This window comes from Bacillota bacterium, assembly GCA_033549065.1.
Classification (GTDB): domain Bacteria; phylum Bacillota; class Dethiobacteria; order DTU022; family DTU022; genus JAWSUE01.
Genome location: JAWSUE010000008.1, coordinates 47,430 through 72,838 on the forward strand (window position 1 = coordinate 47,430; position 25,409 = coordinate 72,838).

The following is a 25,409-nucleotide window of genomic DNA, read 5'->3' on the forward strand; positions in this document are numbered from 1 at the left end:
GTATTAATCCTCCGATTCAGGACTCAAAGATCTTTTTGCCACAGCTATAATAGCATCCTGGTCTTCATCTTCAAGTACTTCTCCATCTTCAATCTTCTGACAGATTCCCGAGAGTTCCTCAAGCATCGCTTTCCTGATTTTCTCCTCGGCCTGCGGTATTGCCTCGACTTCTATATCGTCAAAGAGTCCTTCAGTAACTGAAAGTAGAACGGCAATCTGCTCGGGGATAGTCAGGGGCTTGAGTTCGGGTTGGGTGAGCACTTTTCGGACCCGCCTGCCCCGTTCGATAGTTTCCCTGGTTTTTTCATCAAGGCGGGTTCCAAAGCGGGCAAACATCTCCAGTTCCTCGAACTGGGCATAGGAGAGGCGAAGGTCGCCGGTTACAGTCCGGTAAGCCGGCAGTTGGGTTTTGCCGCCTACCCTTGATACAGATTTTCCCACATCAACTGCCGGGAGATGATTACGCTGAAACAGTTCTGGAGACAGGTAGATCTGCCCATCGGTAATGGAAATCAGGTTGGTCGGGATATAAGCTGAAATATTTTGCGCCTGGGTTTCGATGATTGGCAGGGCGGTTAGGGAACCTCCACCGAATTCTTCCCGAAGATGGGTTGCCCGCTCTAGAAGTCTGGAATGGAGGTAGAATATATCACCGGGATAGGCTTCCCGCCCCGGTGGACGTTCCAGCAGCAGGGAGAGTTCACGGTAGGATCGGGCATGCAGGGTTAAATCATCGTAGACAATGAGGACATCCCGACCCTGTTCCATGAAATATTCGGCAATGGTCGTGGCAGCAAAGGGGGCAACAAATCTGAGGCCTGGCGGACCGTCACCAGAAGCAACAACCACGATTGAATAATCCATCGCCCCGTATTTTCTTAGCTGGGCAATAAATTTCGCTACATCGGCACCCTGCTGGCCAATTGAACAGTAAACACAGATTACGTCTTTATCTGCCTGATTGATAATAGTATCAAGGGCAATAGCCGTCTTGCCGATCTGCCGGTCGCCCAGGATTAGCTCACGCTGTCCTCGTCCAACCGGGATCAGAGCATCTACAACCTTTAATCCGGTTTGCAGGGGTTCGGTCACCGGATCGCGGGACATGATCGGCGGGGCTTCACTTTCAACCGGACGCCTTTCCTTGAAATTAACTGGCCCCCGGTTATCAAGGGGTTTTGCTGCCGCATCGATCACCCGCCCGAGGAGATCTTCTCCAACCGGAATATCGACAACCCGGCCTGTCCTGCGTACCCGGTCGCCGGAAACAATGTTGTCGGAACTTCCGAGCATAATTACCCCAACTTCATGGGGATCCAGGTTAAAGGCTATACCGGTTACCCCACCGGGAAATTCTACGAGCTCTTCTGCCTGAACACCAGCCAGCCCGGACACCCGGGCAATACCGCTGCCGATGGATATGACCGTTCCGATTTCTTCCACTTTCGGGTCGACAGGTAGATTATCGAGAACATCCTGCATAGCAGATTCACCGGAATCAAATGCACTATAGAGGGTGGAAAGCAGTGTTTTCTGATCAGGTTTTTTCTGTGCCACCACCCTGCACCTCCCCTGCCTTCTCCGTAAGAGCAGTCTGATCAAGTTCTTTGAGCAGTTCCTCCTCCACATCTTCCAGGTAGCTGTCAATATTCCAGGCTATGCGGTAGCCTTCTGCTTCCAGTTCAAGGCCGCAGATCAAATCGGGGTCTTCTTTGACCGATATCTGCAGTTTTTCTGTTTGCTTTGTCAACATTTTCTTAAGCGACCTTTCCAGGCCGTCCATTTTCTTTTCCGGTATTTTAAAAGCACTGCGTAAATTTATTTTCTTTTCGGCAATAACAGCTTCTTTCAGGGTTGAAACTTCATCAGAGGACATGGTTTCAAATTTGCGGAGAAAAAGGTCCAGGGTTAACTCTTCCAACTTTGTATCAGCCAGATCCTGCAGACAGCGGCGGGCAATGGTGCAAGCCTGGCGGCCGATTTTTCTGCGCAGTTCACTGATAAAACTCTCTTTCTCTCTTTCGAGTGCCTCTTCCCAACGCTGCTTGGTTTCGTCCACCTCGCTGCGAGCCTGATCCAGCAGTTTTCGTTTTTCCTGATCTACAGCCTGACGGGCTTTTTCAAGTATTTCTTCTTCTTTATTATCCAATTCCTCACTCTTTTGACGAAACGCCTTTGCCTCTTTTTCGGCATTAGTTTTTTGAGTTTCCGCCTCTTTTTCCCTCTGCACTATCTTACCTTCACGATCATCCATGGCCTTGATAATCGGCCCATAAAGAAAATAGCGCAGCAAAAAGACAAGCACCAGAAAGTTTACAATCTGAAATATTACCGTATACCAGTCTATAATCATCTTTATTCTCCCGTAATTAAGGCTTGGATTTCACCTACCCTACTGCTGCAGGAAAAAATTCCAGAAGGGGTTGGCGAAAATCAGGATCATGGTTACCACAAAACAGTAAATCGCTGTCGATTCAATCATAGCCAGCCCGACAAAAAGGGTTCTGGTAATCGTATTGGCTTCATCGGGTTGCTGGGCAATCGAGCTTAAAGCCTGGGAAACTGCCCGGCCCTGACCGAGCGCCGGTCCAACGGAACCGATAGCAATGGTCAGTCCGGCTGTGGCGATTGATATGATGCCGATCATACTCAGATTTTCCATATTATTCCTCTCCTTTTTTCTCCAGATCCTGGTGTACTTTACTGGCCGAAGCAATATAAACCATGGCCAGAATAGCAAATATATAAGCCTGGATCAATCCGGTCAGCAAACCCAGAGCCTGCATGACAATTGGAAAGATCAGGGGAGTGATTGTCAGAAGGATGGCAACTATGATCGTTCCGCTCATCATGTTACCGTATAGACGCACTGCCAGGGCAAGGGTCCGGCTTAGTTCCCCGATGATGTTGAAGGGAAGCATGAAAAAAGTCGGTTTCAGGTACTGCCGCAGGTATTCCAGAACTCCCCGGTGAGCGATGCCGAACACCGGAACCGCGATAAAAACACAGATAGCCAGGGCTGCCGTAGTTGAAAGTGAGCTGGTCGGCGGGATAAATCCGGGAATGATTGTTAATATATTTGAGATGGCGATAAAGATAAAGAGTGTCCCGACAAAAGGCAGGTACGGCCCCGGTTCCTGACGGCTCACTTCCCTGATCTGACTATTAATACCGTTAACCAGAACTTCAAGTAGGTTTTGCCAGCGGGATAGCGATCCTTCGCTTTTTAAGTTCCGGGTAACCAGCCATGAACCCAGGGTCAGCAGGGCCATAACCAGCCAGGTAAAAAAGATGGTGGCATTGATCGTAAACCAACCCCATTGAAAGAGAAGAGTACCATCAGGGTTAATGGTCACTTTTTACGCATCCCCCTTTCATTTGCTTCTTCGGCTCCAGCTTGTAGGCCAGAACTGTCCGGGAAACAAGAAAACCAGCCAGGGCTGCCAGCAGATAAGACCAGCCTGCCTGTAACAAAAAATAAAAAGCAATGAGAATAAAGGTAGTCCTGATCAGGAAACTGGCTACCGATAATAAATATGGCCTGCCGCTGCAGGTAATTCGCTGGACAGTCCACCAGAGACCGCCAAAGAAGAAACCACCCAATATTAAACCAGCCAATACTGAAAGAATAATATAAAACCAGATCATCATAAACCGGCTCCTCGTTTAATCTTGCTGATCATAATTGTCATCATCAGATTTGCTTTCTTTGTTAATCCAGTACCAGGCATTGATACAGCCGATAATCAAACCGATGATTAAAAAAGTAAGAGTCCATGAATAGGGTCCGGGCCAGATCCGGTCAAGCCATATCCCGATTACCACCCCGATGATGGTTGTTATCGCCACGGTCCAGCCGACCATGCCGAACAGGCCGACCCCGAACCAGACGCTGCGATCCCGGGTACGGCGTGCTTTAATTCTGCGGGCCGCCTTTTTACCTACAGTGCCAGGCAGCTTTTTATTCCGATTATCATTTTTATCAGTGATCACCGGCGCTCCCCTCCCAGCCTGGTAAACCTGCGCAATGTATCTGCTTCGAGCCTGGCCATTACGGTGCGGGCCTTCTTCTCGTTTTCATCAAGTATTTTAAGCTCACTTTCCACCGTTTCCTGCAGGTGATCCAAATCTTCACCGGGGACAGCCCGGGCTGCCGATACATAGACCTGATCTCCCTGTTTGACCAATATACCTTCATCAAGGGCAAGAAAGTTTTCGCTGCCGTCTGGCGTAAGATATGAAAAAAGACTCGGAACAAGGGCGGCCACAAAATCAATGTGCCGGGGCAGAATGGTAAAATATCCGTTCTCTGCCTCTGCAGTAATTTTCGTTACTGCCCCTTCCATTAAAATACCCGCCGGAAGTAAAATTTTCAGATTCATATTTCTTAATCTCCCAAAGTTTTCATTCGCCGGTATTTACTGATCTGCCGGATTATCGATATTCTCATCATCCTGTTGCGGCTTGGTTTCTCCCTGTTCATCCTTGTTTACAATGCTTGCGCTGCTTTTACCGACCTTTGTTTTTACCTCACCAATTTTACCGAGCATGTAAAGATCAGATTCAGAGTAATCGGAGAATTCGTCGGCCAGGATTCTTTCACATCCATCGATGGCATCTTCCAGGTCAACTACTTTTCCGTTGTAACCGGTAAATTGTTCAGTCGTTACAAACGGCTGGGTTAAAAAGCGTTCCAGGCGCCGGGCCCTGTTCACTACCCGACGGTCATCCTGGGATAGTTCTTCCAGCCCGAGCATGGCGATAATATCTTTAAGTTCTTCGTACTCGGCAAGGGTCCGCCTAACTTCCTGGGCTACCTTGTAGTGTCTCTCACCAACAACGAGAGGTGTGAGCATTTTTGACCAGGAGCGAAGTGGATCGACTGCCGGGTATAATCCCTCACTGGCCCTTTTTCTTGAAAGGATAATTGAAGCTGAAAGGTGGGCAAATGTGTGCGTTGCCGATGGATCGGTAAAGTCATCGGCCGGAACATAGACCGCCTGGATCGAGGTGATCGCTCCGGAAGACGTATTTGAAATCCTTTCCTGCAGTTCGGCAATTTCGGTCGACAGGGTAGGTTGGTAGCCCACCCTGGATGGCATTTTACCGAGCAGGCCCGACACTTCCGAACCGGCCTGAACAAAACGGAATATGTTATCGATTAAAAGCAAAACATCCTGTTTAGCATCATCCCTGAAATACTCGGCCATGGTCAGGGCAGAATGGCCTACTAGAAAACGGGCTCCGGGGGGTTCGTTCATCTGACCGAAGATCATTACTGTATTATCCAGTACTCCGGCTTCCTGGATTTCGCGGTAGAGTTCCTCCGCTTCACGGGACCTTTCCCCGATACCGCAAAAGATACTGACCCCTTCATGTTTACCAACAGTATTGTTGATCAATTCGGTGATCAAAACAGTCTTACCTACCCCGGCGCCGCCGAACAATCCGGCCTTGCCACCGCGCTCAAGGGGAGTAAGCAGGTCGATAGCCTTTATACCTGTTTCGAAAATTTCCGATGTTGTTACCCGTCGTGCAATCGATGCAGGTGGATTATGAATCCCTCTTCTTTCAATGTCTCTAAGCGGCTCTTTTTCATCAATTGTCTCGCCGAATACATTAAACATGCGTCCCAAAACCTCGTTGCCCACAGGGACACGTATCATATCACCGCTGTCAACAACCGGATCGCTCCGGCGAAGTCCTTTCGTTGGCGACAGGGCAATTCCCCGGACAATTCCGCCATCGTGATGGGACACAACCTCGACTACAATATTCTTTTCAGGGCCGGCATCCAGCCTGGTATGTAAAGCTGGTATAGAAGCTGGGAAGTAAACATCAACCACACTGCCGCGTACAGCTGTTACCGTTCCGAGGTTTTGCCGGTCTTCTGCTTCAGCTTTCTTTTCTGCTTTCATGTAAGCCGCTCCCTTATCGTTTACCTGATCTATATTATTGGCTAAAAAATAATTTTTCCCTTTATAAACACAATGATTATTGTGCCTTCATTAGCAAAATATAAGATCAAATAAATTTTTTATAAAAAATATTGAAAAAACTATTGACAGACACCGGGATCCATGCTAATATAATTTTACCAGGTTCCGAGAGACTGAAAGGTGAACCAGGTCCGACTCAAAGGGAAAAACCGGCAGAAGAAAAAGGTGCAAACCTCGATTGGAAACCGGAACTATCCAAAAGAATCGGGCAGCTGTAAGGAAGCGGCAGCCGAAAGGTAAGGGAAAGGGTTAAACCGGAACCAAGCCGGGAAGCGCCGGAAAACCACAGCACAGAGTCTGAAGAAACTGACCGGAGGTTGAAAGAAGTCGTCTGTAGGGGCGAGTGAAGCAGCCGTCGATGGTCGGGGATGAAGATTCTGAAGGTAAGCCGCAGGTCTGTTGGGGCCTGGTTTTATTATGGGCGATTATACTCCGCAATAAATTGCAGGTTGCGGTACTTCTCGTTATAGTCAAGGCCATAGCCGACGACAAAGATATTGGGCAGATCGAACCCCTTGTAATCAACTGGCACCTCTACGATCCTGCGAGCTTCAACGTTAAGCAGGGTACATACCTTGATATCGGCCGGGTTTCTTGTTTTCAGGTTTCGCAACAGATAACCCAGGCTCAGCCCTGTATCAACAATATCTTCAACGATGAGGACATGCTTTCCGGATATGCTGAGATCCAAATCTTTGGTAATCCTTACCACACCTGCAGAATCAACCTGCTCACTGTAATGTGATATGCTGATAAAATCAATTCCAAAGGGGATATAAATTTTACGGCTCAGGTCGACAACAAAGAAGACTGAACCGCGCAGAACACCGATGATTATTAATTCCTTCCCCGCGTAATCACGGGAAATTGTTTTACCAAGCTCGGTGATCTTCTCTTCTATTTCTTCCTGGGTGAGGATAATTTTTAACTGGTCATCGGAGTATGGTTTTTTTTCGCTCAAGTTTATTCTTCACCATCCTGATTTATGCTGTGCTTTTTAAGCAGGCTTTCAAAACCTTTCTTATCAATCAGCCGGACATTTATTTCCGGGTAAAGCTCCCCCATCCTCCTGATTTTTCTGTTTTTCTTCCAGGCCTGCTTAGGTTTCTGGGTGGTTAGTTCAATAAAAAGATCCTGATCCGGCAGATAGAAGTCCGGAGAAAAAGCTTCTATAACATTTCCTTCACTATCCCACTCGAGCAGAAATGTTCTCGGTTCATATTCCCAGCGGATACGATAGAAATCAAGCATTTTGGCAAATTCTTCTTCGCTGGGGTGCATAAACTTTTCAGCTTCTACTTCTGCCGGGGTAGTAAATATTCGCTCTTCGTATTCGGTTATACCTTCACCGTTTTTAACAGCTCTTGGTTCGGCATGAATGTGATAAGCGGTTACTATGATGTCTGCCGCATCTTCCAAGTTCATTTTTTCAGTGTTAAGGACGAGATCATAGGGCCGCACGTTCATCCAGTTTTCATCAAATATTTGCCGGTAATATTTCCGTTTATCACAATCCTGTTCTTTAACCAACCTGACTGCAGTTGCCGCATTCAGATCGTAAAGCTTCATAACCTTCTGAACCCTGTGTGTAAACTGGGAGATAATCCTGACATGCAATGCCGGAGGATAGTCCCTAAAGAGAACAGAACCCCCGCGCCCTATAATAACTAGGCTATTCCGGATCGCCAGGTCATAAATATAATCATGCATTGCTTCTATGTACTGACGAACAGTCTGCACATTATCTTCTTCCTGAATCATGAATTCCAGCCTTGGATCCGGTATTTCTACTCCGTATTCAGCCAATCCCTGGGTGATTGTATCCTTGTTAACCAAGAGGAAACCGGTTTTTTCTGCAACCAAACGGGCCACTGTTTCCCCTCCACTGCCAAATTCACGCGAGATCGTAATTATGCCCAATCATAAACCCCCTGTATATATTCTATACTGATCGTGCTTTTAAAGTTTTTTGAATCTAAAGGTATGCTCCTAAATCTGAACTATTTTGGTATTAAAATTCGACAACTCTATTTTTTATTCCTGCCCATCCGTAATCGATAAAGTTAATCTTGCCAGATAAATTGTGTAGTTCTTGTGTACACATTTTTATTGACAAATGAGTTGTTAAAGCCTATAATTTAATGTAGTAACTGTGACTACATTAGGGTGTGGTATAGGTGAAAAAGAACTACATTGGTATCAGGGAAGCAAGAATTAACCTGAGCAAACTGATCAAAGATGTGCGAAACGGGATGGAAATAATTATTACCGATCGCGGCACCCCCGTCGCCATGCTTATTCCCGCCCAGGGGAAAAATTTATCCCTGGAAGAAAGAATCAGGAATTACGAAAGCTGCGGATTAATTGAAACCTCCCCACAGCCGGAAAATCGGAGAAATGCTCCTATTGAACTGCCTGAAGAATTTAACGAGAGTCAAGTCGGGGAGGAGAATCAGGATGACTGAGAAACTGACTGTAATCTACTGGGATTCAACCGCACTCCTCTCTTACCTGATCAGGGATAGTCACAGTGAAGTGGTGCTGGAAAAAGCCAGTCAAAAAGGTGTTCACCTGGTTACCGCTCTGACCCTGGCCGAAGTATTTACAGCAATCAATCGTATACGAAGAGAGCGCTTTTTACCTGAAATGATTATCGATTCAATTTTTGAATTGCTTGAGTCCGGTCCATGGAGCAGGCTTAATATAGTGCCTCCTCACAGCGCTTTAAAGGAACTGGCCTATAAATGGCCGCTGAAAGGCTCAAGCCTCTGGCACCTGGCCACGGCAAAAACCCTACAGCAGGAGTTTCCCGAACTGATGATTTTAACATTTGATCGGGAGCTGGCCAGGGCTTCTAAAGGTGAAAGATTAAAGTTGTGCATAAACGGTAAGTTAGATTAACTTTCTGCCTGATCGAATAATATTTTGGAAGGAGAGGTTTACTAAATGAAAATGTGGCGTTGTGAAATCTGCGGTTACCTGCACGAAGGAGAAGAGCCGCCCGATCAGTGTCCAAAATGCGGATATCCAAAAGAGAATTTCAAGCTTCTTGACGAGGAAGAAGCGGAGATGATGCGCGATGCCTTGGCCACGAGGGAAAAATATGCAGAAATACTTGACCACCTGGAAGCTATCCATCAATTGGCCCAGGAAGGTATTGATCTCGATCTTGATGATGGATGTAATGAAATCTTTGGTCAGACCCAGAAAGATACCGAAGATATACGCAAGATGATCAAGGAAGAACTGGCCGGACATGCCCAGGAATGTATCTGGGTTAAAGTTGCCAGTGACGGTTTGTTGGATTAGTTAAACTAAAGAGGTTATTTATAACCTGACTAACAGATTAATGAAATGAGGTGAATAGAATGGGTAAAGCTGTAGGAATTGACCTCGGCACCACCTTCTCTGCTGTTGCAGTTGTAGAAGGTGGTAAACCGGAGGTAATAACCAATGCAGAGGGTTCGAGAACCACCCCCTCGGTAGTCGCTTTTAAAGACTCCGGGGAAAGGCTGGTCGGGCAGGTTGCCAAGCGTCAGGCTGCCCTTAATCCTGAAAATACCCTTTTTTCCGTAAAACGATTTATCGGACGCCAATTTAATGAAGTAGAATCTGAACGTAAATTGGTCCCGTACAATGTTATTTCCGGACCGAATAATGCGGTTCGTTTCCAGGTTACCGATAAGCAGTATGCACCGGAAGAAATCTCGGCCATGGTTCTTAAAAAATTGGTCGAAGATGCTTCCAAACACCTGGGTGAAAAGGTAACCGATGCAGTTGTTACTGTTCCGGCATATTTTAATGATGCCCAGCGCCAGGCAACAAAGGACGCTGGAAAAATTGCCGGATTAAATGTATTGAGGATCATCAATGAGCCCACAGCCGCATCGCTGGCCTACGGGCTCGATAAGAAAACAAACGAGACTATCCTGGTCTTCGACCTGGGTGGCGGTACTTTCGACGTATCTATTCTGGAAGTTGGCGATGGCGTGTTTGAAGTTAAGTCAACAAACGGGGATACCCATCTTGGAGGTGACAATTTCGACAAGGTTGTTGTCGACTGGCTTGCAGAGGAGTTCAAGAAAGATCAGGGGATCGACCTGCGTCAGGATAAACAGGCTCTGCAGCGTTTGATTGAGGCTGCGGAAAAGGCAAAAATCGAACTTTCTTCGACAACCGAAACTGCTATCAGCGTGCCTTTTATTACTGCTGATGCAAGCGGGCCGAAACATCTCGATACCAAGCTGACCAGGGCCAAGTTTGAAGATCTGACCCATCACCTGGTCGAACGGTGTCGCCAGCCGGTAAAAGATGCCCTGGCTGACGCTAAACTGTCGGAGAAAGATATCGACGAAATTATTCTCGTCGGCGGTTCTACCCGCATACCGGCAGTGCAAAAGCTTGTTCGCGAATTGATCGGCAAAGATCCCAACCAGAGCGTGAACCCTGATGAGGTTGTCGCTCTCGGGGCAGCTATTCAGGCCGGGGTTTTGGCTGGAGAGATGGAAGATGTTGTACTGCTCGACGTAACTCCTCTCTCTCTCGGTGTGGAAACACTGGGTGGGGTTATGACAAAAATAATCGATCGGAACACCACTATACCGACCAGGCACAGCGAGGTATTCTCAACTGCCGAAGATAATCAGCCGGCAGTGGATATCCATGTCCTGCAGGGTGAACGCGAAATGGCAAAGGATAACCGATCTTTGGGGCAGTTTAAATTAGAAGGGATCGCTCCTGCACCACGTGGGTTACCGCAAATTGAGGTTTCATTCGACATCGATGCCAACGGAATCCTGAAGGTCAGTGCCAAAGACAAGGGTACCGGAAAAGAACAGGAGATCACAATCAGCGGTTCGACCAATCTGGATAAGGGAGAAATCGACCGGATGGTTTCCGAAGCACAGCAGCACGGTGAAGAAGACAAAGCCAGACGTAAAGAGATCGATGAGCGCAACGAAGCAGACAGCCTTGCCTATCAAACTGAAAGGCAAATGAAAGAGATAGGAGACAACCTCCCAGTCCATGAAAAAGCAAGGGTTGAGCAGATCCTTAATGATCTGAAAGAAGCATTGAAAAATAATGCTCCTATTGATAAAATCCGCAATCTGCGCAGTGACCTGCAGCAGGCAGCACACTCGCTATCAGAAGCCGCCTACCAGAAAACCAAGGGTGGCGGTGAAACTCACCAGCAGCCTTCCGGTGGAGGCGACGGTGAGGATGTAGTCGATGCCGAGTTTGAAGAAAATTAAAAATTATCAACCTGCCCTTTCTTGACATTCAAGGGAGGGCAGGTATTGATAATTTTTCTTACGCCGGGATTTGGAGGCGATGGAAATGGATGATAAAAGAAAAAGAGAGCATAATCAGGATAAAGCCGATACGGGTCAAATGAGATCTGAGATGAATGAAGTAAACGAGCTGGAAGTAATTGAAAAGCTGCGCAGGGAGCTGGAGGAAGAAAAAAACCGGCACCTTCGAACAATTGCCGACTTCGATAATTTCCGGAAACGTATCAGTAGGGATGCTGATTCTGCCCGGCTGAATGCAAAAAAAGACATTTTGATTGATTTACTGGCTTTTCTTGATTATTTTGACCAGGCGCGAAAACAGGTTCAGGATGCTGCCGCCAAGCAAGGTATAGAAATAATGGCCCGGCAGTTAAATGAACTTTTATATAAACATGGAGTCAGGCCAGTTGAATGTATGGGTCTTCCCTTCGATCCAGAAGAACAGCAAGGCTTAGGATATGTTGAGACCGACCAGTGTCCGGAAGGCTGTGTGGCGGAGGAGATCTGCAGCGGCTACAAGCTGGGAGATATCTTGCTTAAACCAGCCCAGGTAATGGTTGCCCGGGCACCGGAAGAAGAATAATTCAATAACAGTACTCAGAGCACTTTTTATTAACTTATTGGTCATAGCTCTTGTCAGATTGAATCTGGAGGAATTTATATGTCCGTGAAATTTCAGGATTATTATGAATTGCTCGGCGTGGATCGCAAAGCGTCCGAGAAAGAAATAAAAAGCGCATATCGAAAAATGGCCCGAAAATGGCACCCAGACCTTCACCCAGCAGCTGAAAAGAAAGAGGCTGAAGAGAAGTTTAAGAGGATCAATGAAGCCTACGAGGTACTTAAGGATCCTGATAAGCGTGCCCGTTACGACCGATTGGGCAGTAGATGGAAAGATGGACAGGATTTTCAGGCTCCGCCCGATATGGAAGGGGTCCGTTTCTATACATCCAATGATTTCGGAGCCGGTGGTTTTGAAGGCGGTTTCAGTGATTTCTTTAATATGTTTTTCGGCGGTCAGGGTCCTGCGGGAAGAACCGGCAGAACAGCTCGTCAAAGGTCTGTCCGTGGCGATGACCTGGAGAGCGAGATTGAACTGACCATTGAAGAAGCTTACAAAGGAGTTACAAAATCTATCCGGGTCAGCGGAAGTTCTGTATGTTCCGCCTGCGGAGGGACAGGAACCAGAGATCGCAGTTTCTGTGCTCAATGCGGTGGAACCGGAGCTGTGCCGGATGAAAAAACACTCGATGTTAAAGTTCCCGCCGGAGTAAAAGAAGGCAGTAAAATCAGATTGAAAGGGCAGGGTGGCAGCGGCCTTGGCGGTGGGCCTAAAGGCGATCTCTATCTGAAAGTACGTCTGAAACCGCATCCTGTTTTTAAACTTAAAGAGAATAATATTGAAGTGCAGGCTGTAATACGCCCAGACCAGGCAATTTTGGGTGATAAAATTCCGGTCAGGACTCTGGACGGTGCTGTTAATATGAAAATACCGGCTGGGAGTATCAGCGGAAACAAGTTGCGTTTGCGGGGTAAGGGCTTTCCCGGAAAAGGAGATGCCCGGGGTGATCAATATGTAACCCTGGTAATTGATATACCGCCCGACCTGAGTGAGGAAGAAAAAGAACTCTACAGGCAGCTCCATGAGCTGAGGAAAGGCGGGAAGTGATTATTATGAAACTGATCCGGATTCATTATCATAATGATATCGGTGAAAATATTACTACATATCGGTTGGAAATACACCCAGATTTACTTACGGTGTACAAAGAAATGGGATTGGTCGAACTAGAGGATAACACCATCTCTTTCGAAGAGCTGCGCCGGCTGCAAAGGATTTTAAGGGTGAAGAGAAATTGCGGCGTTAATACAGTAGGCGCCGGAATTATAGTTGATTTGCTGGAGAAAATTGAAAATTTGCAGGATGAAATAGAACGGCTGCGTAGAAAGTAGGTGAATTTTTATGGACTTAAACCGTTTTACAAATAAATCACGAGAGGCTCTTTCTGCTTCTCAAGAGCTTGCCGTTAACCGCGGGCATCAGGTTGTCGGTCCCAAGCATCTTCTTGCCGCTCTACTCGATCAGGAAGAAGGTCTGGCCGTACGTTTCCTGCAGCATTCGGGTATCGATTCCGCTTCTCTTCGCCAGGGCGTGGAAAAATTACTTTCAGTTATCCCCAGAGTTTCGGGATATGAAGGCACCCTTCAGATGAGTTCGTCCATGGCCCGTGTGCTCTCCAGGGCAGAGCAGGAAGCAAAACAGCTTAAGGATGAATACGTCAGTATTGAACATATTTTACTGGCCCTCACCGAGGAAAGTGAAGATGACTTGAAAAAACTACTCAGCCAGGTGGGCCTTAACCGCAATACTTTGTTAGGTTCTCTGAAAGAAGTCCGTGGGTCACAGCGTGTTACAAGCGATAACCCTGAAGATACTTATGAAGCACTTCTCAGGTACGGTCGTGACCTGACTGAACAGGCTGAAAAAGGCAAACTGGATCCGGTTATCGGCAGGGATGAAGAGATTCGCCGGGTGATTGAAATCTTATCGAGGCGGACCAAAAACAATCCTGTTCTGATCGGCGATCCAGGTGTGGGTAAAACTGCGGTTGTTGAGGGGCTGGCTCGCAGGATTGTTGCCCGCGATATACCGGAAGGATTGAAAGATAAGAAAGTTATTACCCTTGATATGGGTGCATTGGTTGCCGGAGCAAAATACCGCGGAGAGTTTGAAGAAAGGCTGAAAGCTGTATTGAAGGAAGTTCAGGATGCAGAGGGAAAGATCATCCTCTTTATTGATGAACTTCATACAGTCGTAGGTGCAGGAGCCGCAGAAGGCGCTATGGATGCGGGGAACCTGCTTAAACCGATGCTGGCCAGGGGTGAATTGCAGTGCATTGGGGCAACCACTATCGATGAATATCGCAAACATATAGAAAAGGATGCTGCCCTGGAAAGACGTTTTCAGCCGATCAGGATTAACCAGCCCTCTCTGGAGGATACAATTTCAATCCTGCGTGGATTAAAGGAGCGTTATGAAGTCCACCACGGGGTAAGAATACAGGACAGCGCATTGATAGCAGCGGCTGTTTTATCTGACCGCTATATCAGTGATCGCTTCCTGCCCGACAAAGCTATCGATTTGGTTGATGAAGCAGCAGCTCACCTGAGAACCCAGATTGACAGCATGCCCGCAGCACTGGACGAAATTACCAGACGGGTTATGCAGCTGGAAATCGAAGAGGCTGCTCTTAACAAAGAAAAAGATACTGCCTCTCGTGAAAGGCTGGATAAATTACAGAAAGAATTAGCCGAACTGCGTTCCGAAGCAGATGCAATGAAAGCCCAGTGGCAAACTGAAAAACAGTCTATTTCAAGGGTACGTAACATTAAACGTGAAATTGACGAAATTCGTACCGAAATCGAGAAAGCCGAACGTGAATATGACCTCAACAAGGCAGCTGAACTGAAATACGGCCGGTTAAACGATCTTGAAAGACGCCTTCAATCTGAAGAGGAACATTTGGCCGGAAAGCAAAAACAGAATATGCTGCTCAACGAAGAAGTAACAGAAACAGAAATTGCCAGAGTAGTTAGCCGCTGGACCGGGGTGCCGGTCAGCCGTCTGCTCGAAGGTGAACGCGAAAAATTAATGCGTCTGGAGGAGATTCTCCACGAAAGGGTTATCGGCCAGGATGAAGCAGTCAGTGCTGTTTCTGATGCAGTGCTCAGGGCAAGAAGCGGCATCAAAGATCCAAACCGACCTGTTGGTAGTTTCATCTTCCTGGGGCCAACCGGTGTTGGGAAAACAGAACTTGCCCGGGCGCTTGCTGAAGCCCTCTTCGACGATGAAAGGAATATGATCCGTCTTGATATGTCGGAATACATGGAAAAACACACTGTTGCCCGCCTTGTGGGTGCTCCTCCCGGCTATGTAGGGTATGAAGAAGGTGGACAGTTAACTGAAGCAGTCAGAAGAAAACCTTACAGTGTTATTCTTTTTGACGAAATAGAGAAAGCTCACCAGGATGTATTCAACGCCATGCTGCAAATATTGGATGACGGGCGCCTTACAGACGGTAAAGGGCGGACTGTGGATTTTCGCAATACAATTGTAATCATGACTTCCAATATCGGCAGCCAGGAAATTCTCACTTTTCATGAGAAGGGCGGAGAATACGAGCAGATGAAAGAAGCCGTACTTAACCTGCTGCGTCATCATTTCCGACCGGAGTTTCTAAACCGCGTCGATGAAACTATTGTTTTCAGAGCATTAGAAAAAGAACAGGTCCGCCAGATTGCGATTTTGCTTTTAAATAAACTCGCATTAAGGCTGGCCCAGACTGCAGATCTGACTATTAAATGGGCTGACGAAGTTGTCACATACCTGGCTGAACGTGGTTATGATCCTGCCTTCGGTGCAAGACCGCTCAAAAGAGTGATCCAGCAGGAAGTAGAAACCCCTCTGTCGAGAAAAATAATTTCCGGCACGGTCACTTCCAATGATGTAATACTGATATCCAAAACTGAAACAGGAATCGAATTCACACAGAACAATATCTAACAACGTACAGACAAGGGGACAGGGACTTGTCTGATGTGTAACCTTTGTAACCTTATTCCATTTCGGAAGTTTTTGAAGTGTAAGGGTACAGACAAGTCCCTGTCCCCTTGTCTGGGAGTTATGTGCTGGCGATGAAGTCTTTGCCGGCCTGGTAAGCATCCTGAAGTATCTGGGGATCTTTCAGGACTGCTCCTTTTTCATCATAGCCTCTGACAGCAAGGGTACCGGCCAGCTTGTGGTTGATGTTGTGGAAGTATACTTTAATAATTTCGATAGCATTTTCGCAGTAATCTTTTTTCTTTAGAGCGCCGACGCAGATAAAAAATCCTTTTCGGTTCGCCTCTTCGGGAATAAAGGGTTTCTGAAGGGTATATTTGGCATTCCACCAGCACTGGAAACGGTCTATAAACATTTTTAACTGGGCGTTTAGAGAACCGAATGTAACAGGGCTGGCAATAACCAGGGCATCAGAGTTGATCAGCTTTGGATATACCTGCTGCATATCATCTTTCAAGACACACTGCCCGTCTTTTGCACAAAGGTCACAGGCCTGGCAGGGTCTGAAATTTAGGTCGTTTATAAAAAGCATTTCAACATGCCATCCGGCATCTTCTGCGGCACGACTAAATTCCCTGAGAAGCAGATCACTGTTGCCATTGCGCCGCGGGCTCGAACCTATCGCCAGTAATGTTTTCAATATAATTCACTTCCTTTTCCAGATTTGGTAAAGAACTATTGTTTTATCTTTTTTAGTAGGGTAACATATAAGCAGTAAAATGGGAATAGCAAGCAATATTACCAAAGGTGGTAGTTATGAACACTCAATATTACAGCAGGTCCAGGCAGCCAAAGAAAAAGTCTGTAGCACGATTATTTATTTTAATTCTGTTGATCCTTGCCGTACTGGCCCTATCCGGTTTCAGCTTTATTCAGTACATGGCAATCAGATCGCTTCAGGGCGATATTGACCGCTTAAAAGATGACCTCTTTCAACTGCAACAGGAAAATGATCTGCTATGGGAACAATATGACGAGATTTCTGACGAAAATGAAGAATTACGAAGGGAAAACGAAGAGCTGGTTGAGGAAAACCGTATGCTTCGTTCTTCAACGATTATCTATCATGGCAATCGGGATACCAATAAAGTAGCAATTACGATTGATGACGGTAACCGGGCAGAACTGATTAATCAAACACTTGACTATCTGAAGGAATATAATGTAAAGGCCACCCTATTCCCCATGGGTTCCTGGGTCGATAATAATCCGGAGGTATGGCGCAGGGCAGTTGATGAAGGACACGAACTGGGTAACCATACCTACAGCCATGCATTTTTAACCACTATCGCTGAAGATCGGATCAGAGAAGAGCTGAACCGCTGGCAGAACTCTGTTGATGAAGCCCTGGGTTATCCTTATAAGACTTACTTTTTCCGCCCGCCGGGCATGGATGGTTTTACTTCCACTAACAGCGCCCGGACCAGGCGCTACCAGGAAATCATAGCGGAAAAAGGAATGTTCCCTATCCTCTGGGACGTGGAATTGGTTTATGCTCTGAGGAATGAAGTGTCAACCACGCAGCGTATAATTGAACATGTGCTCGCCAATGCAAGTGGCGGCAGTATTGTCCTGCTCCATTTTACAACCAATGACATAGCTGCACTGCCGGCTATTATCACCGGACTTCGCGACAGAGGCCTGGAACCATGTTCGTTACGTGAACTTCTTCTAGCCGAGCCTCTAATTTAAAAATCCTTAATGGATTGCTATGGTTTCATTTCATATGAACCTCTCAGGGAGAGAACCTGCTCATTCCAAACTTTATTAAACTGGTCAGTATCCACGGCCGGCTTTTTAAACATCTGCTGCAGATAAGCCATCTGGGTTTCACTGGTACTGGCCTTGCTGTACAGGTTTAAAGCAAACTTCGAAAAGTCGCGGACCATAAAATCAAAGATCTGATCAACCAAGGCAAGGTCTGTTTGATAGATTTCCGCGTTCTCAAGGATCAACTGTCCGTAGACAACAAGTGTAAACATCTCTCCCAAAGAGAGCAGAAAATCGGTATCTTTCTGCTGGTTTGCATCAGGCGTAGCCCCGGCCAAAAATTCTTTGAGCGTGGAAATCTGCTCCTTGAATAAATCTACATTAGGCAGATTAAAACTGTTGTATACCCGGTTATAATCATGGAATCTGATTTGTCCCAAACCACGTGCCGGACCCTGGTTAAAAAGGAAATCATCATTGCTGGGTTGATCCTGTTTCTCCACCGGTGGGTAATCAAGAGGATTAAAGAAATAATTTGCCATAAACTTTACTATCAGGGCGATATTAACATGGACGGTTCCTTCCAATTTGGGTAAGGCCCGGATATCCCGGGCAGCCATCTCGAAATATGTATCCTTTTCGAAACCTTTAGCTGCAATAACATCCCAGAGCAAATTAATTACCTCTTCTCCCTGGGTAGTAACCTTCATTTTTACTGTGGGGTTGTATAAAAGATAACGCCGGTCTTCAGCAGAAGCACCACGCATATAGTCCGCCGCCCTGAGGGCAAAGAGCTTCATTGCGGTCAGGCGGGCATAAGCATCGGTAAACATCTGCTTTACATGGGGAAAGTCGGTTACTTTCATTCCATAAAGGGTACGGTTAGCGGCGTGGTTAATCGCTTCATAAAACGCGTGGGTACAGATGCCGATTGAAGCCCAACCGAGATTATACTTGCCCACATTAACCGTATTAAGAGCTGAATCCCAGGCATCCTGTCCTATGGAAAGAATTTCCTCCTTGGTAACCGGATAATCTTTAAGAATGAAGTCTGCCACATAAGACTGTGAATTAACTATGTTTTTTACCAGTTCGTAGTTCTTGTGACTGTAATTGGCAACAAAGAAAACATAATCGTCGCTTCCTTCCATCTTGCCAAAGGTTGAAACCATCTCGGCAATGTTACCATTTCCAATATAATATTTTTCTCCATTTGCCAGGTAAGTCCCGTCAGATTGGGGAGAGAGTCTCATTTCGGTCGAATATACATCGGCACCGTGATCACGTTCGGATAGTCCAAAGGCGAATACCTGGCCATCTTTAAGCAACCGTGCCGCTCTTTTCTTCTGTATCTCATTATTGCTCATCCATATCGGTCCAAGCCCGAGAATCGATACCTGCCAGGTATACCAGTAATGCAGCCCGTAAAAAGCAAGAATTTCATTAAATTCACAGTTCCGCCAGGTGTCCCAGCGGCAATTCTCTTCACCGTATTGTTGGGGTGTCAACAGTTTATAGAAAATCTCGTTGTCTTTGATAAATGAGAGGAAGTCTTCATACCAAACGCGGTTACGGTCATCTTCCTTTAACTTCTGCTTGCCCTTTTGTTCAAATAATTCGATTGTCCTGATCATTAAATCGCGGGTATGCCCATCATGGTATTCCCTACTGTGCCGACCAGGGTTCAGCAGAATCATGGAATCTCCTCCATCCCTGAGGGTTTGAATTTAATCAATAATTCGCTGTCCCAGCCTTAAAACCCTCTTATCATAACCGTTCAGGAGTCTTTTTTACCGGCTATAATTTCCGGTTGGAGACAAAAAACCCTGACCTTTTCTACCTGTCCAGGCATTATTTTCCCCACTGCCAATTTCGGGCCGGTATATTTCACTGATAGAATTTCCAGAGCATCAAGCTTATCCTGGTATTCCTTAACTTCCTGCATAACCCCCTCGACAGTAACACTTCTAAATTTGTAACCGTACTTGCAGGGATTCTTCCCCCTGATCATCTCACCAACTTCACTCACCTGGAAACAGGCTTTTGGATTGGCTTCCAGATAATTTATCTTTCTTCCTTCAGGCTTACAGTGAAAATAGATTTTCCCCTGATGATAAACAAAATTCATTGGTATTGTATAGGGAACATCCTCCATGGCCAGGGCCAGGTTGCCAACCGGTGCTTTTGTCAGTATTTCATTGATTTCCGCCTCTGACAGGCAACTTTCCGGTTTTAACATAGCAGTACACCTCACTTATTTAATGAAGCAGGGATGGTAAAAATGTAGCCAGCTGGGGGAAGCTGATCAACATTGCCAGGCAGACCATTATAGCAAATAAAAATGGCCAGATCCCCCTGAAGATTGTCTCCAGTGAAACATTGCCTGCAACTCCCTTGACTATATAAACATTCATTCCCACCGGTGGGGTAATCACCCCCATGGCAACCACCATTACTATAATTACTCCAAACCAGATCGGGTCATAACCCAAAACAGTAACGGCAACCGGTAAAAATATAGGAATAGTCAATAATATTAGGGCCAGGGCATCTATAAAACACCCTAAAACTAGATAAATCAATAAAATCAGCGCGATTACCGCAAATGCAGGCAGATCAAGGGCTGCCGCCCAATCGGCCATAACAAAAGGAATGCGACTGATAGCTATAAAACGACCAAAAATGACCGCTGAAGCAACCAGGAGCATGATCATGGCCGTGGTCCGGGTTGTATCTGCCAAAGATTTTATGATAATTTTTATAGTCAACCGTTTTTGAACAGCTGTTACCAGCATTACCCCTGCAACGCCAACAGCACCTGCTTCGGTTGGGGTGAACCATCCGGCAAACAAGCCTCCCAGTGAAATGGCAAATATAACCAATACTTCGAAGAGCCCACCACCAAGAGACTTAAATCTTTCACCCCAATCTGCCCTGGGACCAGCCGGTCCAAGATTTGGGTTCCTGCGGGCAATAATGTAGATGACCAGCATGTAGAGAACCATTAGTAGAAAACCGGGAATAATTCCGGCAAGAAATAACTTACCAACTGATTGTTCAGCAGCAATCCCGTAAACAATGAAAATAACGCTGGGTGGAATTAATACACCGAGAGCACCTCCTGCGGCAACACTTGCTGTTGAAAGAGAATGGTCATACCTGTATTTCTCCATTTCAGGTAGGGCTATAGCTCCAATGGTTGCTGCAGTTGCCGTATTTGATCCGCACACAGCACCGAAAAGGGCACAGGTAGCCTGGGTAGCAATGGCCAATCCTCCTGGCAAGTGCCCGACAAACTTATAGGCAAGGTTATACAATCTTGCGCCAATCCCGGCATGAAATGCCAAAAATCCCATCCAGATAAACATGGGAATTACGCTGAGCGAGTAATTTGAAAAAGTTGAAAATAAACCCCTCGATACCATGGCAAAGGCGGCTGTGGTTGATGTGAGATAACTAAATCCTGCAAACCCGATTAACGCCATGGCATAAGCTATAGGTATTCTTAAAATAATTAATGTGAAGAATAGGAATATACCGATTAAACCTGCGGTTACCGGGCTCATTTAGTCATTCCCTCCTGACATTCGTCGAGCAGTCTGAACAATGCCGTCAGGGATAGCATCAGAAAACCTACAGCGACAAGATATATAAAGGGGTAATAGATTATCTGAGTGGTAGGCGATACTTCACCGCTGCCGGCCATGGCAAGCCCGTATTGAAATAAGTGATAGGCAGCAAGAGATAAAAAGAGGGCAACGGGTATGCCGATGAAAAGCTCCACAACCCGCTGTACATTAAAAGGCACCCGCTCCATGATAAAAGTAATGGCAATATGACTGTTTTCGAGGGCACACCTGGCCAGGGCAAGACCTACTGCTGCAGCGGTAAAAAACCCAACCATCTCGTATGTCCCGAGAATAGAGCGCTGCAGCAGTGTCCTCCCCAATATATTGGCAACTACCAAACCGGCCGTAAAGGCCAGTATCAAACCGGCCAGCAAATCAAGACCCCTGTTAATTCGTCCGAGCAAAATCCTGATAAACTGCATGATATCCTGGTCCTCATATTTCCATGATATTTGCTACTGACAACCATCATCGCATTCATGAACCGAGAAAGTTAGAACTGAATAATTTTCCGATAGGTATTTAACTGTTTCCAGTATTTCGTCTCCAGGGAAACCCAGCTGATTCAATTTTTCCACAAACCCTTCCTGAATCGGTTCAATCCTGGCTAACCATCGCTCCATCTCTTCCTCGCTTAAAATGATCACTTCCTGCCCCGTTTCTTCAATTGCCCAGGTCAGCGCTTTCTCATTTTGGGCATCCCATAACCCAGCAGCAACCTCCTGATGAAACCGCTCGCTGGTTAACAGAAATATATCCTGAAGATCCGCTGGAAGCGATTCCCATTTATCGAGATTCATCGTTACAAAGAAAAGAGCATTGTAAAGAAAAGGGGTTCTGGTCAGATAATCTGTGACTTCAGCATGACGCCAACCCTGTAAAACTTCAACCGGAGCCAGGTTGCCTTCAACAAGTCCCCGGGCCAGTGCTTCATAAGCATCAGGCTGAGGCATTGCTTCCGGTGTGGCACCCAGCAGAGCAAGGGTATCAGCACTCAAGCCTGCTGCCCTTATTTTCATCCCCTGTAAATCTTCAAGGCTTCGAACCGGTTTTGTTGTAAAGAGATCACCAGGTCCGGTAGCGATTACAAACATTAGCTTGGTATCCTGAACTTCCTGTGGATCCAGCTGTTTGATTCCTTCCCAGGCGACCATACTGGCAGCAAATGAGCTGTTGTAGATTATTCCGGGCAGTTCGAATACTTCCAAAACAGGAAAACGTCCACGTGTATAAAAGAAAGCAGACATTCCTATATCGGCAATACCGGATACAACTCCACTGTAGGTTTCATCAGCTTTTAGAAGAGTTTCACCCGGATAGCTGGTGATCACAATCCTACCCTCGCTTGCGTCAAATAGCTCTGCAGCCCAGCCCTGAACAAGCTCGGTTTCAGCCGGGTGCCCGGCAGGGAAAAAATGGGCCAATGTAAACTCAAAAACTTCTGCAGATTCTTCACCCTCTGTTTCTACCTCCTGCTCAGCAGCTTCCTCGTTTCCACAACCAGCCAGCAGCAAGATCAATATGAACAGAGCAATTACCAGTAAATTTTTCTTCAAAGTTTTCTCCTCCTTCAAGTTTATCACGGTCAGCGATCAGGGTAAAAAAATATATACTCCGGCAGGAGTATAACAGAAAACAAAAATATACCGGCTCACCGGCCGGTATAAATACTCACCAATCCCTGCCGTTCTACCATGCTACAAAAATAGTTATTCGGCAAAGCTGGAGATAATCCTTCTTATATTTATTTTTTTTTAAAAGGTTAATATAGCATCCGCTTCAAGGGCCAGATCGTTTAAAGTTGCAGCGCCGGCTATTTTAGCTTCTTCAATGAGATCTTCGGCTTTTATTTCACCGCCAAAGAGCTGCATGCTCTGCTGGCAGGCCATGATCTCGATACCCTGTGCTGCTGTCTGCTTTATAACCTCCAACAAGTTGGGAAATTCCCCGATTTTAACTTTCTCGGCTTCCCCTTTTACCAGGTTTTTCATCCCCAACCCCAGAAAATATACTGTTGCATCAAGGCCCATCGCTTTTGCGGTTTGGGCAAGGATCAGGGGCGAATATAACCTTTCGGGAGTATTGGTTCCACTCGTCTGTACATACAATATCTTTTTCTTTTCAGCCATTTTAATCATCCTCCTTATCTTTTCTGATTAGAAAGTGATACTCATCACCTTTTTTGAACATCTGGATAAGAGTATGACCCGCCACTTTTGCCCAGCGGGGAATATCTTCTGCCGAAGCAGGATCATCTGCAACAAGTTCCATCAGCATATTTTTTTCTAACAAATCAATCTCTTCCTTTGCTCTCATCACCGGAACCGGGCAGTATAAGCCAACGCAGTCAACCCGCTGGATTTTCAGCTTGCCGTGTGTTCCGCACGTATACTTGTTATCAGTTGGATCAGGACATATCGGTTCATCACAAAAAGGACATTTACAAGATTGATCTGACTGCAACTGCATCTCTTCTTTATTCATCGGTAAACCTCCCTTAGCCGGAGCAGGTTTTAAAGAGGGTCAGGAACCACTCTCGGCTTTAATCTTATTCTTTTCCATATAATCTTCAATCGCTTTATGCAGGGCATCGGCTCCCAGGTTTGAACAGTGCATCTTATTGCCGGGAAGCCCTCCCAACTCTTCAGCGACCTGTTTGTTGGTAATTTTGAGTGCTTCTTCAAGGGTTTTACCCTTGGCCATTTCAGATACCATACTTGATACTGAAATTGCCGCACCGCAACCAAATGTCAGATATTTAACATCTTCAATACGGCCATCTTTTACCTTAATAGTAAATTTCATCATATCTCCACAAACAGGATTTCCGACTTCTCCAACCCCGTCAGGGTCAGTTATTTCACCTATGTTTCTTGGATTTGTAAAATGATCCATTACTTTGTCACTGTACTGGGGCATTCTTTTCAGCCTCCTTTAAATACTGATGATAGAGCGGTGACATATTCCTTAAGAGACCTGCGACCTGACCAAGTTGTTCGGTAATATATGGGATATCGTCAGCAATATTCTCTTTTCCCAGAGTAAAAAGTAGTGACCCCTGGGCTAGTTCCGGGGGAACACCAATGGCCGAAAGCACGTGAGATGATTTCAAGGCTTGTGACGTGCATGACGAACCACTGGATACATGAATCCCGACCATATTCAGCCTCATTAATAGCGCTTCTCCTTCAACAAATTCAACAGAGAGGTTAAGGTTTCGGGGGACTCTCTGCTCCGGGTGGCCATTTAAGTGCAGGTGTGGAACGTTTGCCAACAGGCTTTCTTTTAGCTTGTCTCTCTGTGCAGCCACTACTTTTGAATTTTGCTCAATATTTTCAGAAGCGATCCGCGCAGCTTCACCCATACCGGCAATTAGGGCAACATTCTCTGTTCCTGCCCGCAGCCCTCTCTCCTGAATTCCTCCCTCAATTAAAGGAGTTAACCTTACCCCGCGTCGAATAAACAATGCGCCGGTTCCCTTGGGACCGTAAAACTGATCTCCAGCCAGAGTCAGCAGGTCAACTCCCATTTTTTCAACGGATAACGGAATCCATCCAGCCGCTGCCGTGGCATCTGTATGAAAAGTTATGCCTTTTTCACGGGCGATAGCGGCAATTTTTTCAACCGGCTGGATCGTACCAATTTCAGGGTTTGCAGTCTGAATCGAAATAAGAATGGTCTCATCCTTAATGGCTTCAGCAAGCTTATCCAGAGATAGGAAACCGTGGCGATCCACCGGTATAAGAGTCACCTCGTATCCATTTTTCTGAAGTGTTTTGAGTTGATTAAGGATAGAAAAGTGCTCTATCGTCGAGGATATTATATGATTCCCTTTATTCTTTGCCGATGCAGCCAGACCTTTGATGGCCAGGTTGTTAGATTCAGAAGCAGAAGAAGTAAAGATAATATTCTTTGGTTCTGCTTCCAATAAAATCCCAACTTTTTCACGGGCTTCTTCAAGTGCTTTTCTTGGTCTTTCTCCCAAGCTGTGACCACTGGAAGGATTACCGTAATACTCTTTAAAGTATGGGAGCATATACTCTAACACTGCTGGTTCCACCGGGGCTGCTGCAGCATAATCGAGATTAATAGTTTTCATCAGCAAACTCCTTTCTTCTTTTGCTGCAAGTATTGACAGGTTTTATTTTTAATTATATAA

Annotated in this window: 30 protein-coding genes; 10 read left to right on the top strand and 20 right to left on the bottom strand. The window is 46.1% G+C overall.

All coding sequences use genetic code 11. From position 1 onward, the window contains the following. Window positions 1-3: 3 nt before the first annotated feature. The 8 genes from SCJ97_06805 to atpD are packed head-to-tail and all read right to left on the bottom strand — an operon-like array spanning window position 4 to window position 5,918. Window positions 4-1,557 carry an alternate F1F0 ATPase, F1 subunit alpha gene (locus tag SCJ97_06805; protein ID MDW7739750.1) on the bottom strand — a complete coding sequence of 518 codons (1,554 nt, stop codon included), beginning with the start codon at window positions 1,555-1,557 and terminating at the stop codon, window positions 4-6. Beyond that, the gene (locus SCJ97_06810) at window positions 1,538-2,353 is read right to left on the bottom strand and encodes a hypothetical protein (protein ID MDW7739751.1); all 816 of its coding nucleotides are present in this window, start codon (window positions 2,351-2,353) and stop codon (window positions 1,538-1,540) included. The genes SCJ97_06805 and SCJ97_06810 overlap by 20 nt, the downstream gene beginning before the upstream one ends. A 39-nt stretch (window positions 2,354-2,392) precedes the next feature. Next, window positions 2,393-2,662, bottom strand: a complete 270-nt coding sequence (locus tag SCJ97_06815) for a F0F1 ATP synthase subunit C (GenBank protein MDW7739752.1) — start codon at window positions 2,660-2,662, stop codon at window positions 2,393-2,395. Between the two features lies 1 nt (window position 2,663). Beyond that, window positions 2,664-3,356, bottom strand: a complete 693-nt coding sequence (locus tag SCJ97_06820) for a F0F1 ATP synthase subunit A (protein ID MDW7739753.1) — start codon at window positions 3,354-3,356, stop codon at window positions 2,664-2,666. Next, window positions 3,346-3,648 (bottom strand): ATP synthase subunit I, encoded by a 303-nt coding sequence (locus tag SCJ97_06825; GenBank protein MDW7739754.1) that lies wholly within the window; start codon window positions 3,646-3,648, stop codon window positions 3,346-3,348. Before SCJ97_06825 ends, SCJ97_06820 begins: the two co-directional genes overlap by 11 nt. A gap of 18 nt (window positions 3,649-3,666) precedes the next feature. After that, window positions 3,667-3,993, bottom strand: coding sequence for an AtpZ/AtpI family protein (locus SCJ97_06830; GenBank protein ID MDW7739755.1), 327 nt, complete (start codon window positions 3,991-3,993; stop codon window positions 3,667-3,669). Continuing rightward, window positions 3,990-4,382 carry a F0F1 ATP synthase subunit epsilon gene (locus SCJ97_06835; protein ID MDW7739756.1) on the bottom strand — a complete coding sequence of 131 codons (393 nt, stop codon included), beginning with the start codon at window positions 4,380-4,382 and terminating at the stop codon, window positions 3,990-3,992. Before SCJ97_06835 ends, SCJ97_06830 begins: the two co-directional genes overlap by 4 nt. Before the next feature lie 36 nt (window positions 4,383-4,418). Continuing rightward, window positions 4,419-5,918: a F0F1 ATP synthase subunit beta gene (atpD, locus tag SCJ97_06840; protein ID MDW7739757.1), complete on the bottom strand. Its 1,500-nt coding sequence runs from the start codon at window positions 5,916-5,918 to the stop codon at window positions 4,419-4,421. Between the two features lie 131 nt (window positions 5,919-6,049). Between atpD and SCJ97_06845 the strand changes: the two genes are divergently transcribed. Then, entirely contained in the window at window positions 6,050-6,217 is a 168-nt protein-coding gene (locus tag SCJ97_06845; GenBank protein MDW7739758.1) for a hypothetical protein, read from the top strand. Between the two features lie 197 nt (window positions 6,218-6,414). Here SCJ97_06845 and hpt read toward each other — a convergent pair whose 3' ends face one another. Both hpt and SCJ97_06855 read right to left on the bottom strand, forming a co-directional pair. Beyond that, window positions 6,415-6,960: a hypoxanthine phosphoribosyltransferase gene (gene hpt / locus SCJ97_06850; protein ID MDW7739759.1), complete on the bottom strand. Its 546-nt coding sequence runs from the start codon at window positions 6,958-6,960 to the stop codon at window positions 6,415-6,417. Window positions 6,961-6,962: 2 nt separating this feature from the next. Continuing rightward, entirely contained in the window at window positions 6,963-7,919 is a 957-nt protein-coding gene (locus tag SCJ97_06855; protein ID MDW7739760.1) for a cytidylate kinase family protein, read from the bottom strand. Between the two features lie 257 nt (window positions 7,920-8,176). Here SCJ97_06855 and SCJ97_06860 point away from each other — a divergent pair, with 257 nt between their 5' ends. From SCJ97_06860 to clpB, 8 genes are all read left to right on the top strand, one after another. Then, window positions 8,177-8,464, top strand: coding sequence for a type II toxin-antitoxin system prevent-host-death family antitoxin (locus SCJ97_06860; GenBank protein MDW7739761.1), 288 nt, complete (start codon window positions 8,177-8,179; stop codon window positions 8,462-8,464). Then, window positions 8,457-8,900 carry a type II toxin-antitoxin system VapC family toxin gene (locus tag SCJ97_06865; GenBank protein MDW7739762.1) on the top strand — a complete coding sequence of 148 codons (444 nt, stop codon included), beginning with the start codon at window positions 8,457-8,459 and terminating at the stop codon, window positions 8,898-8,900. The genes SCJ97_06860 and SCJ97_06865 overlap by 8 nt, the downstream gene beginning before the upstream one ends. A gap of 45 nt (window positions 8,901-8,945) precedes the next feature. After that, the gene (locus SCJ97_06870; GenBank protein ID MDW7739763.1) at window positions 8,946-9,308 is read left to right on the top strand and encodes a rubredoxin; all 363 of its coding nucleotides are present in this window, start codon (window positions 8,946-8,948) and stop codon (window positions 9,306-9,308) included. Window positions 9,309-9,367: 59 nt separating this feature from the next. Beyond that, complete coding sequence (gene dnaK / locus SCJ97_06875) at window positions 9,368-11,251, top strand: molecular chaperone DnaK (protein MDW7739764.1); 1,884 nt, start codon at window positions 9,368-9,370, stop codon at window positions 11,249-11,251. 85 nt (window positions 11,252-11,336) lie between these two features. Further along, complete coding sequence (locus SCJ97_06880; GenBank protein ID MDW7739765.1) at window positions 11,337-11,873, top strand: nucleotide exchange factor GrpE; 537 nt, start codon at window positions 11,337-11,339, stop codon at window positions 11,871-11,873. Between the two features lie 78 nt (window positions 11,874-11,951). Next, window positions 11,952-12,959 (top strand): DnaJ C-terminal domain-containing protein, encoded by a 1,008-nt coding sequence (locus tag SCJ97_06885; GenBank protein MDW7739766.1) that lies wholly within the window; start codon window positions 11,952-11,954, stop codon window positions 12,957-12,959. A gap of 5 nt (window positions 12,960-12,964) precedes the next feature. Continuing rightward, window positions 12,965-13,243 (top strand): chaperone modulator CbpM, encoded by a 279-nt coding sequence (locus SCJ97_06890; GenBank protein ID MDW7739767.1) that lies wholly within the window; start codon window positions 12,965-12,967, stop codon window positions 13,241-13,243. 10 nt (window positions 13,244-13,253) lie between these two features. Further along, window positions 13,254-15,854 (top strand): ATP-dependent chaperone ClpB, encoded by a 2,601-nt coding sequence (gene clpB, locus SCJ97_06895; protein MDW7739768.1) that lies wholly within the window; start codon window positions 13,254-13,256, stop codon window positions 15,852-15,854. A 118-nt stretch (window positions 15,855-15,972) separates the two neighbouring features. Here clpB and SCJ97_06900 read toward each other — a convergent pair whose 3' ends face one another. Then, entirely contained in the window at window positions 15,973-16,551 is a 579-nt protein-coding gene (locus tag SCJ97_06900) for a flavodoxin family protein (protein MDW7739769.1), read from the bottom strand. A gap of 116 nt (window positions 16,552-16,667) precedes the next feature. Here SCJ97_06900 and SCJ97_06905 point away from each other — a divergent pair, with 116 nt between their 5' ends. Then, on the top strand, window positions 16,668-17,603 hold the full coding sequence (locus tag SCJ97_06905; GenBank protein MDW7739770.1) for a polysaccharide deacetylase family protein: 936 nt from the start codon (window positions 16,668-16,670) through the stop codon (window positions 17,601-17,603). 17 nt (window positions 17,604-17,620) lie between these two features. Here the strand turns inward: SCJ97_06905 and SCJ97_06910 are convergent, their stop codons facing one another. From SCJ97_06910 to SCJ97_06950, 9 genes are all read right to left on the bottom strand, one after another. Next, the gene (locus SCJ97_06910; GenBank protein ID MDW7739771.1) at window positions 17,621-19,318 is read right to left on the bottom strand and encodes an acyl-CoA dehydrogenase; all 1,698 of its coding nucleotides are present in this window, start codon (window positions 19,316-19,318) and stop codon (window positions 17,621-17,623) included. An 80-nt stretch (window positions 19,319-19,398) separates the two neighbouring features. Continuing rightward, window positions 19,399-19,860, bottom strand: coding sequence for a pyridoxamine 5'-phosphate oxidase family protein (locus tag SCJ97_06915; GenBank protein MDW7739772.1), 462 nt, complete (start codon window positions 19,858-19,860; stop codon window positions 19,399-19,401). Between the two features lie 19 nt (window positions 19,861-19,879). Continuing rightward, complete coding sequence (locus tag SCJ97_06920) at window positions 19,880-21,187, bottom strand: TRAP transporter large permease (protein MDW7739773.1); 1,308 nt, start codon at window positions 21,185-21,187, stop codon at window positions 19,880-19,882. Beyond that, entirely contained in the window at window positions 21,184-21,672 is a 489-nt protein-coding gene (locus SCJ97_06925) for a TRAP transporter small permease (protein MDW7739774.1), read from the bottom strand. The genes SCJ97_06920 and SCJ97_06925 overlap by 4 nt, the downstream gene beginning before the upstream one ends. 33 nt (window positions 21,673-21,705) lie before the next feature. Then, entirely contained in the window at window positions 21,706-22,806 is a 1,101-nt protein-coding gene (locus SCJ97_06930; protein MDW7739775.1) for a TRAP transporter substrate-binding protein, read from the bottom strand. A gap of 198 nt (window positions 22,807-23,004) precedes the next feature. Further along, a complete protein-coding gene (locus SCJ97_06935; GenBank protein MDW7739776.1) occupies window positions 23,005-23,379 on the bottom strand; it encodes a DsrE family protein in 375 nt (124 codons plus the stop codon). 1 nt (window position 23,380) lies between these two features. After that, complete coding sequence (locus tag SCJ97_06940) at window positions 23,381-23,734, bottom strand: sulfurtransferase TusA family protein (GenBank protein ID MDW7739777.1); 354 nt, start codon at window positions 23,732-23,734, stop codon at window positions 23,381-23,383. A gap of 39 nt (window positions 23,735-23,773) precedes the next feature. Beyond that, window positions 23,774-24,169 (bottom strand): Fe-S cluster assembly scaffold protein NifU, encoded by a 396-nt coding sequence (gene nifU, locus SCJ97_06945; GenBank protein ID MDW7739778.1) that lies wholly within the window; start codon window positions 24,167-24,169, stop codon window positions 23,774-23,776. Continuing rightward, the gene (locus tag SCJ97_06950) at window positions 24,153-25,349 is read right to left on the bottom strand and encodes an aminotransferase class V-fold PLP-dependent enzyme (protein MDW7739779.1); all 1,197 of its coding nucleotides are present in this window, start codon (window positions 25,347-25,349) and stop codon (window positions 24,153-24,155) included. Before SCJ97_06950 ends, nifU begins: the two co-directional genes overlap by 17 nt. Window positions 25,350-25,409: the final 60 nt, after the last annotated feature.

Excerpts from the sequence above, each read along its gene's own strand:
- SCJ97_06885 (MDW7739766.1), top strand. The coding sequence starts at position 11,952 with ATGTCCGTGAAATTTCAGGATTATTATGAATTGCTCGGCGTGGATCGC.
- SCJ97_06915 (MDW7739772.1), bottom strand. The coding sequence starts at position 19,860 with ATGTTAAAACCGGAAAGTTGCCTGTCAGAGGCGGAAATCAATGAAATA.
- SCJ97_06910 (MDW7739771.1), bottom strand. The coding sequence starts at position 19,318 with ATGATTCTGCTGAACCCTGGTCGGCACAGTAGGGAATACCATGATGGG.
- SCJ97_06925 (MDW7739774.1), bottom strand. The coding sequence starts at position 21,672 with ATGCAGTTTATCAGGATTTTGCTCGGACGAATTAACAGGGGTCTTGAT.
- SCJ97_06935 (MDW7739776.1), bottom strand. The coding sequence starts at position 23,379 with ATGGCTGAAAAGAAAAAGATATTGTATGTACAGACGAGTGGAACCAAT.
- SCJ97_06815 (MDW7739752.1), bottom strand. The coding sequence starts at position 2,662 with ATGGAAAATCTGAGTATGATCGGCATCATATCAATCGCCACAGCCGGA.
- SCJ97_06940 (MDW7739777.1), bottom strand. The coding sequence starts at position 23,734 with ATGAATAAAGAAGAGATGCAGTTGCAGTCAGATCAATCTTGTAAATGT.
- SCJ97_06950 (MDW7739779.1), bottom strand. The coding sequence starts at position 25,349 with ATGAAAACTATTAATCTCGATTATGCTGCAGCAGCCCCGGTGGAACCA.
- dnaK (MDW7739764.1), top strand. The coding sequence starts at position 9,368 with ATGGGTAAAGCTGTAGGAATTGACCTCGGCACCACCTTCTCTGCTGTT.
- SCJ97_06825 (MDW7739754.1), bottom strand. The coding sequence starts at position 3,648 with ATGATCTGGTTTTATATTATTCTTTCAGTATTGGCTGGTTTAATATTG.
- SCJ97_06865 (MDW7739762.1), top strand. The coding sequence starts at position 8,457 with ATGACTGAGAAACTGACTGTAATCTACTGGGATTCAACCGCACTCCTC.
- SCJ97_06920 (MDW7739773.1), bottom strand. The coding sequence starts at position 21,187 with ATGAGCCCGGTAACCGCAGGTTTAATCGGTATATTCCTATTCTTCACA.
- atpD (MDW7739757.1), bottom strand. The coding sequence starts at position 5,918 with ATGAAAGCAGAAAAGAAAGCTGAAGCAGAAGACCGGCAAAACCTCGGA.
- SCJ97_06890 (MDW7739767.1), top strand. The coding sequence starts at position 12,965 with ATGAAACTGATCCGGATTCATTATCATAATGATATCGGTGAAAATATT.
- SCJ97_06880 (MDW7739765.1), top strand. The coding sequence starts at position 11,337 with ATGGATGATAAAAGAAAAAGAGAGCATAATCAGGATAAAGCCGATACG.
- SCJ97_06905 (MDW7739770.1), top strand. The coding sequence starts at position 16,668 with ATGAACACTCAATATTACAGCAGGTCCAGGCAGCCAAAGAAAAAGTCT.
- nifU (MDW7739778.1), bottom strand. The coding sequence starts at position 24,169 with ATGCCCCAGTACAGTGACAAAGTAATGGATCATTTTACAAATCCAAGA.
- clpB (MDW7739768.1), top strand. The coding sequence starts at position 13,254 with ATGGACTTAAACCGTTTTACAAATAAATCACGAGAGGCTCTTTCTGCT.
- SCJ97_06835 (MDW7739756.1), bottom strand. The coding sequence starts at position 4,382 with ATGAATCTGAAAATTTTACTTCCGGCGGGTATTTTAATGGAAGGGGCA.
- SCJ97_06870 (MDW7739763.1), top strand. The coding sequence starts at position 8,946 with ATGAAAATGTGGCGTTGTGAAATCTGCGGTTACCTGCACGAAGGAGAA.
- SCJ97_06810 (MDW7739751.1), bottom strand. The coding sequence starts at position 2,353 with ATGATTATAGACTGGTATACGGTAATATTTCAGATTGTAAACTTTCTG.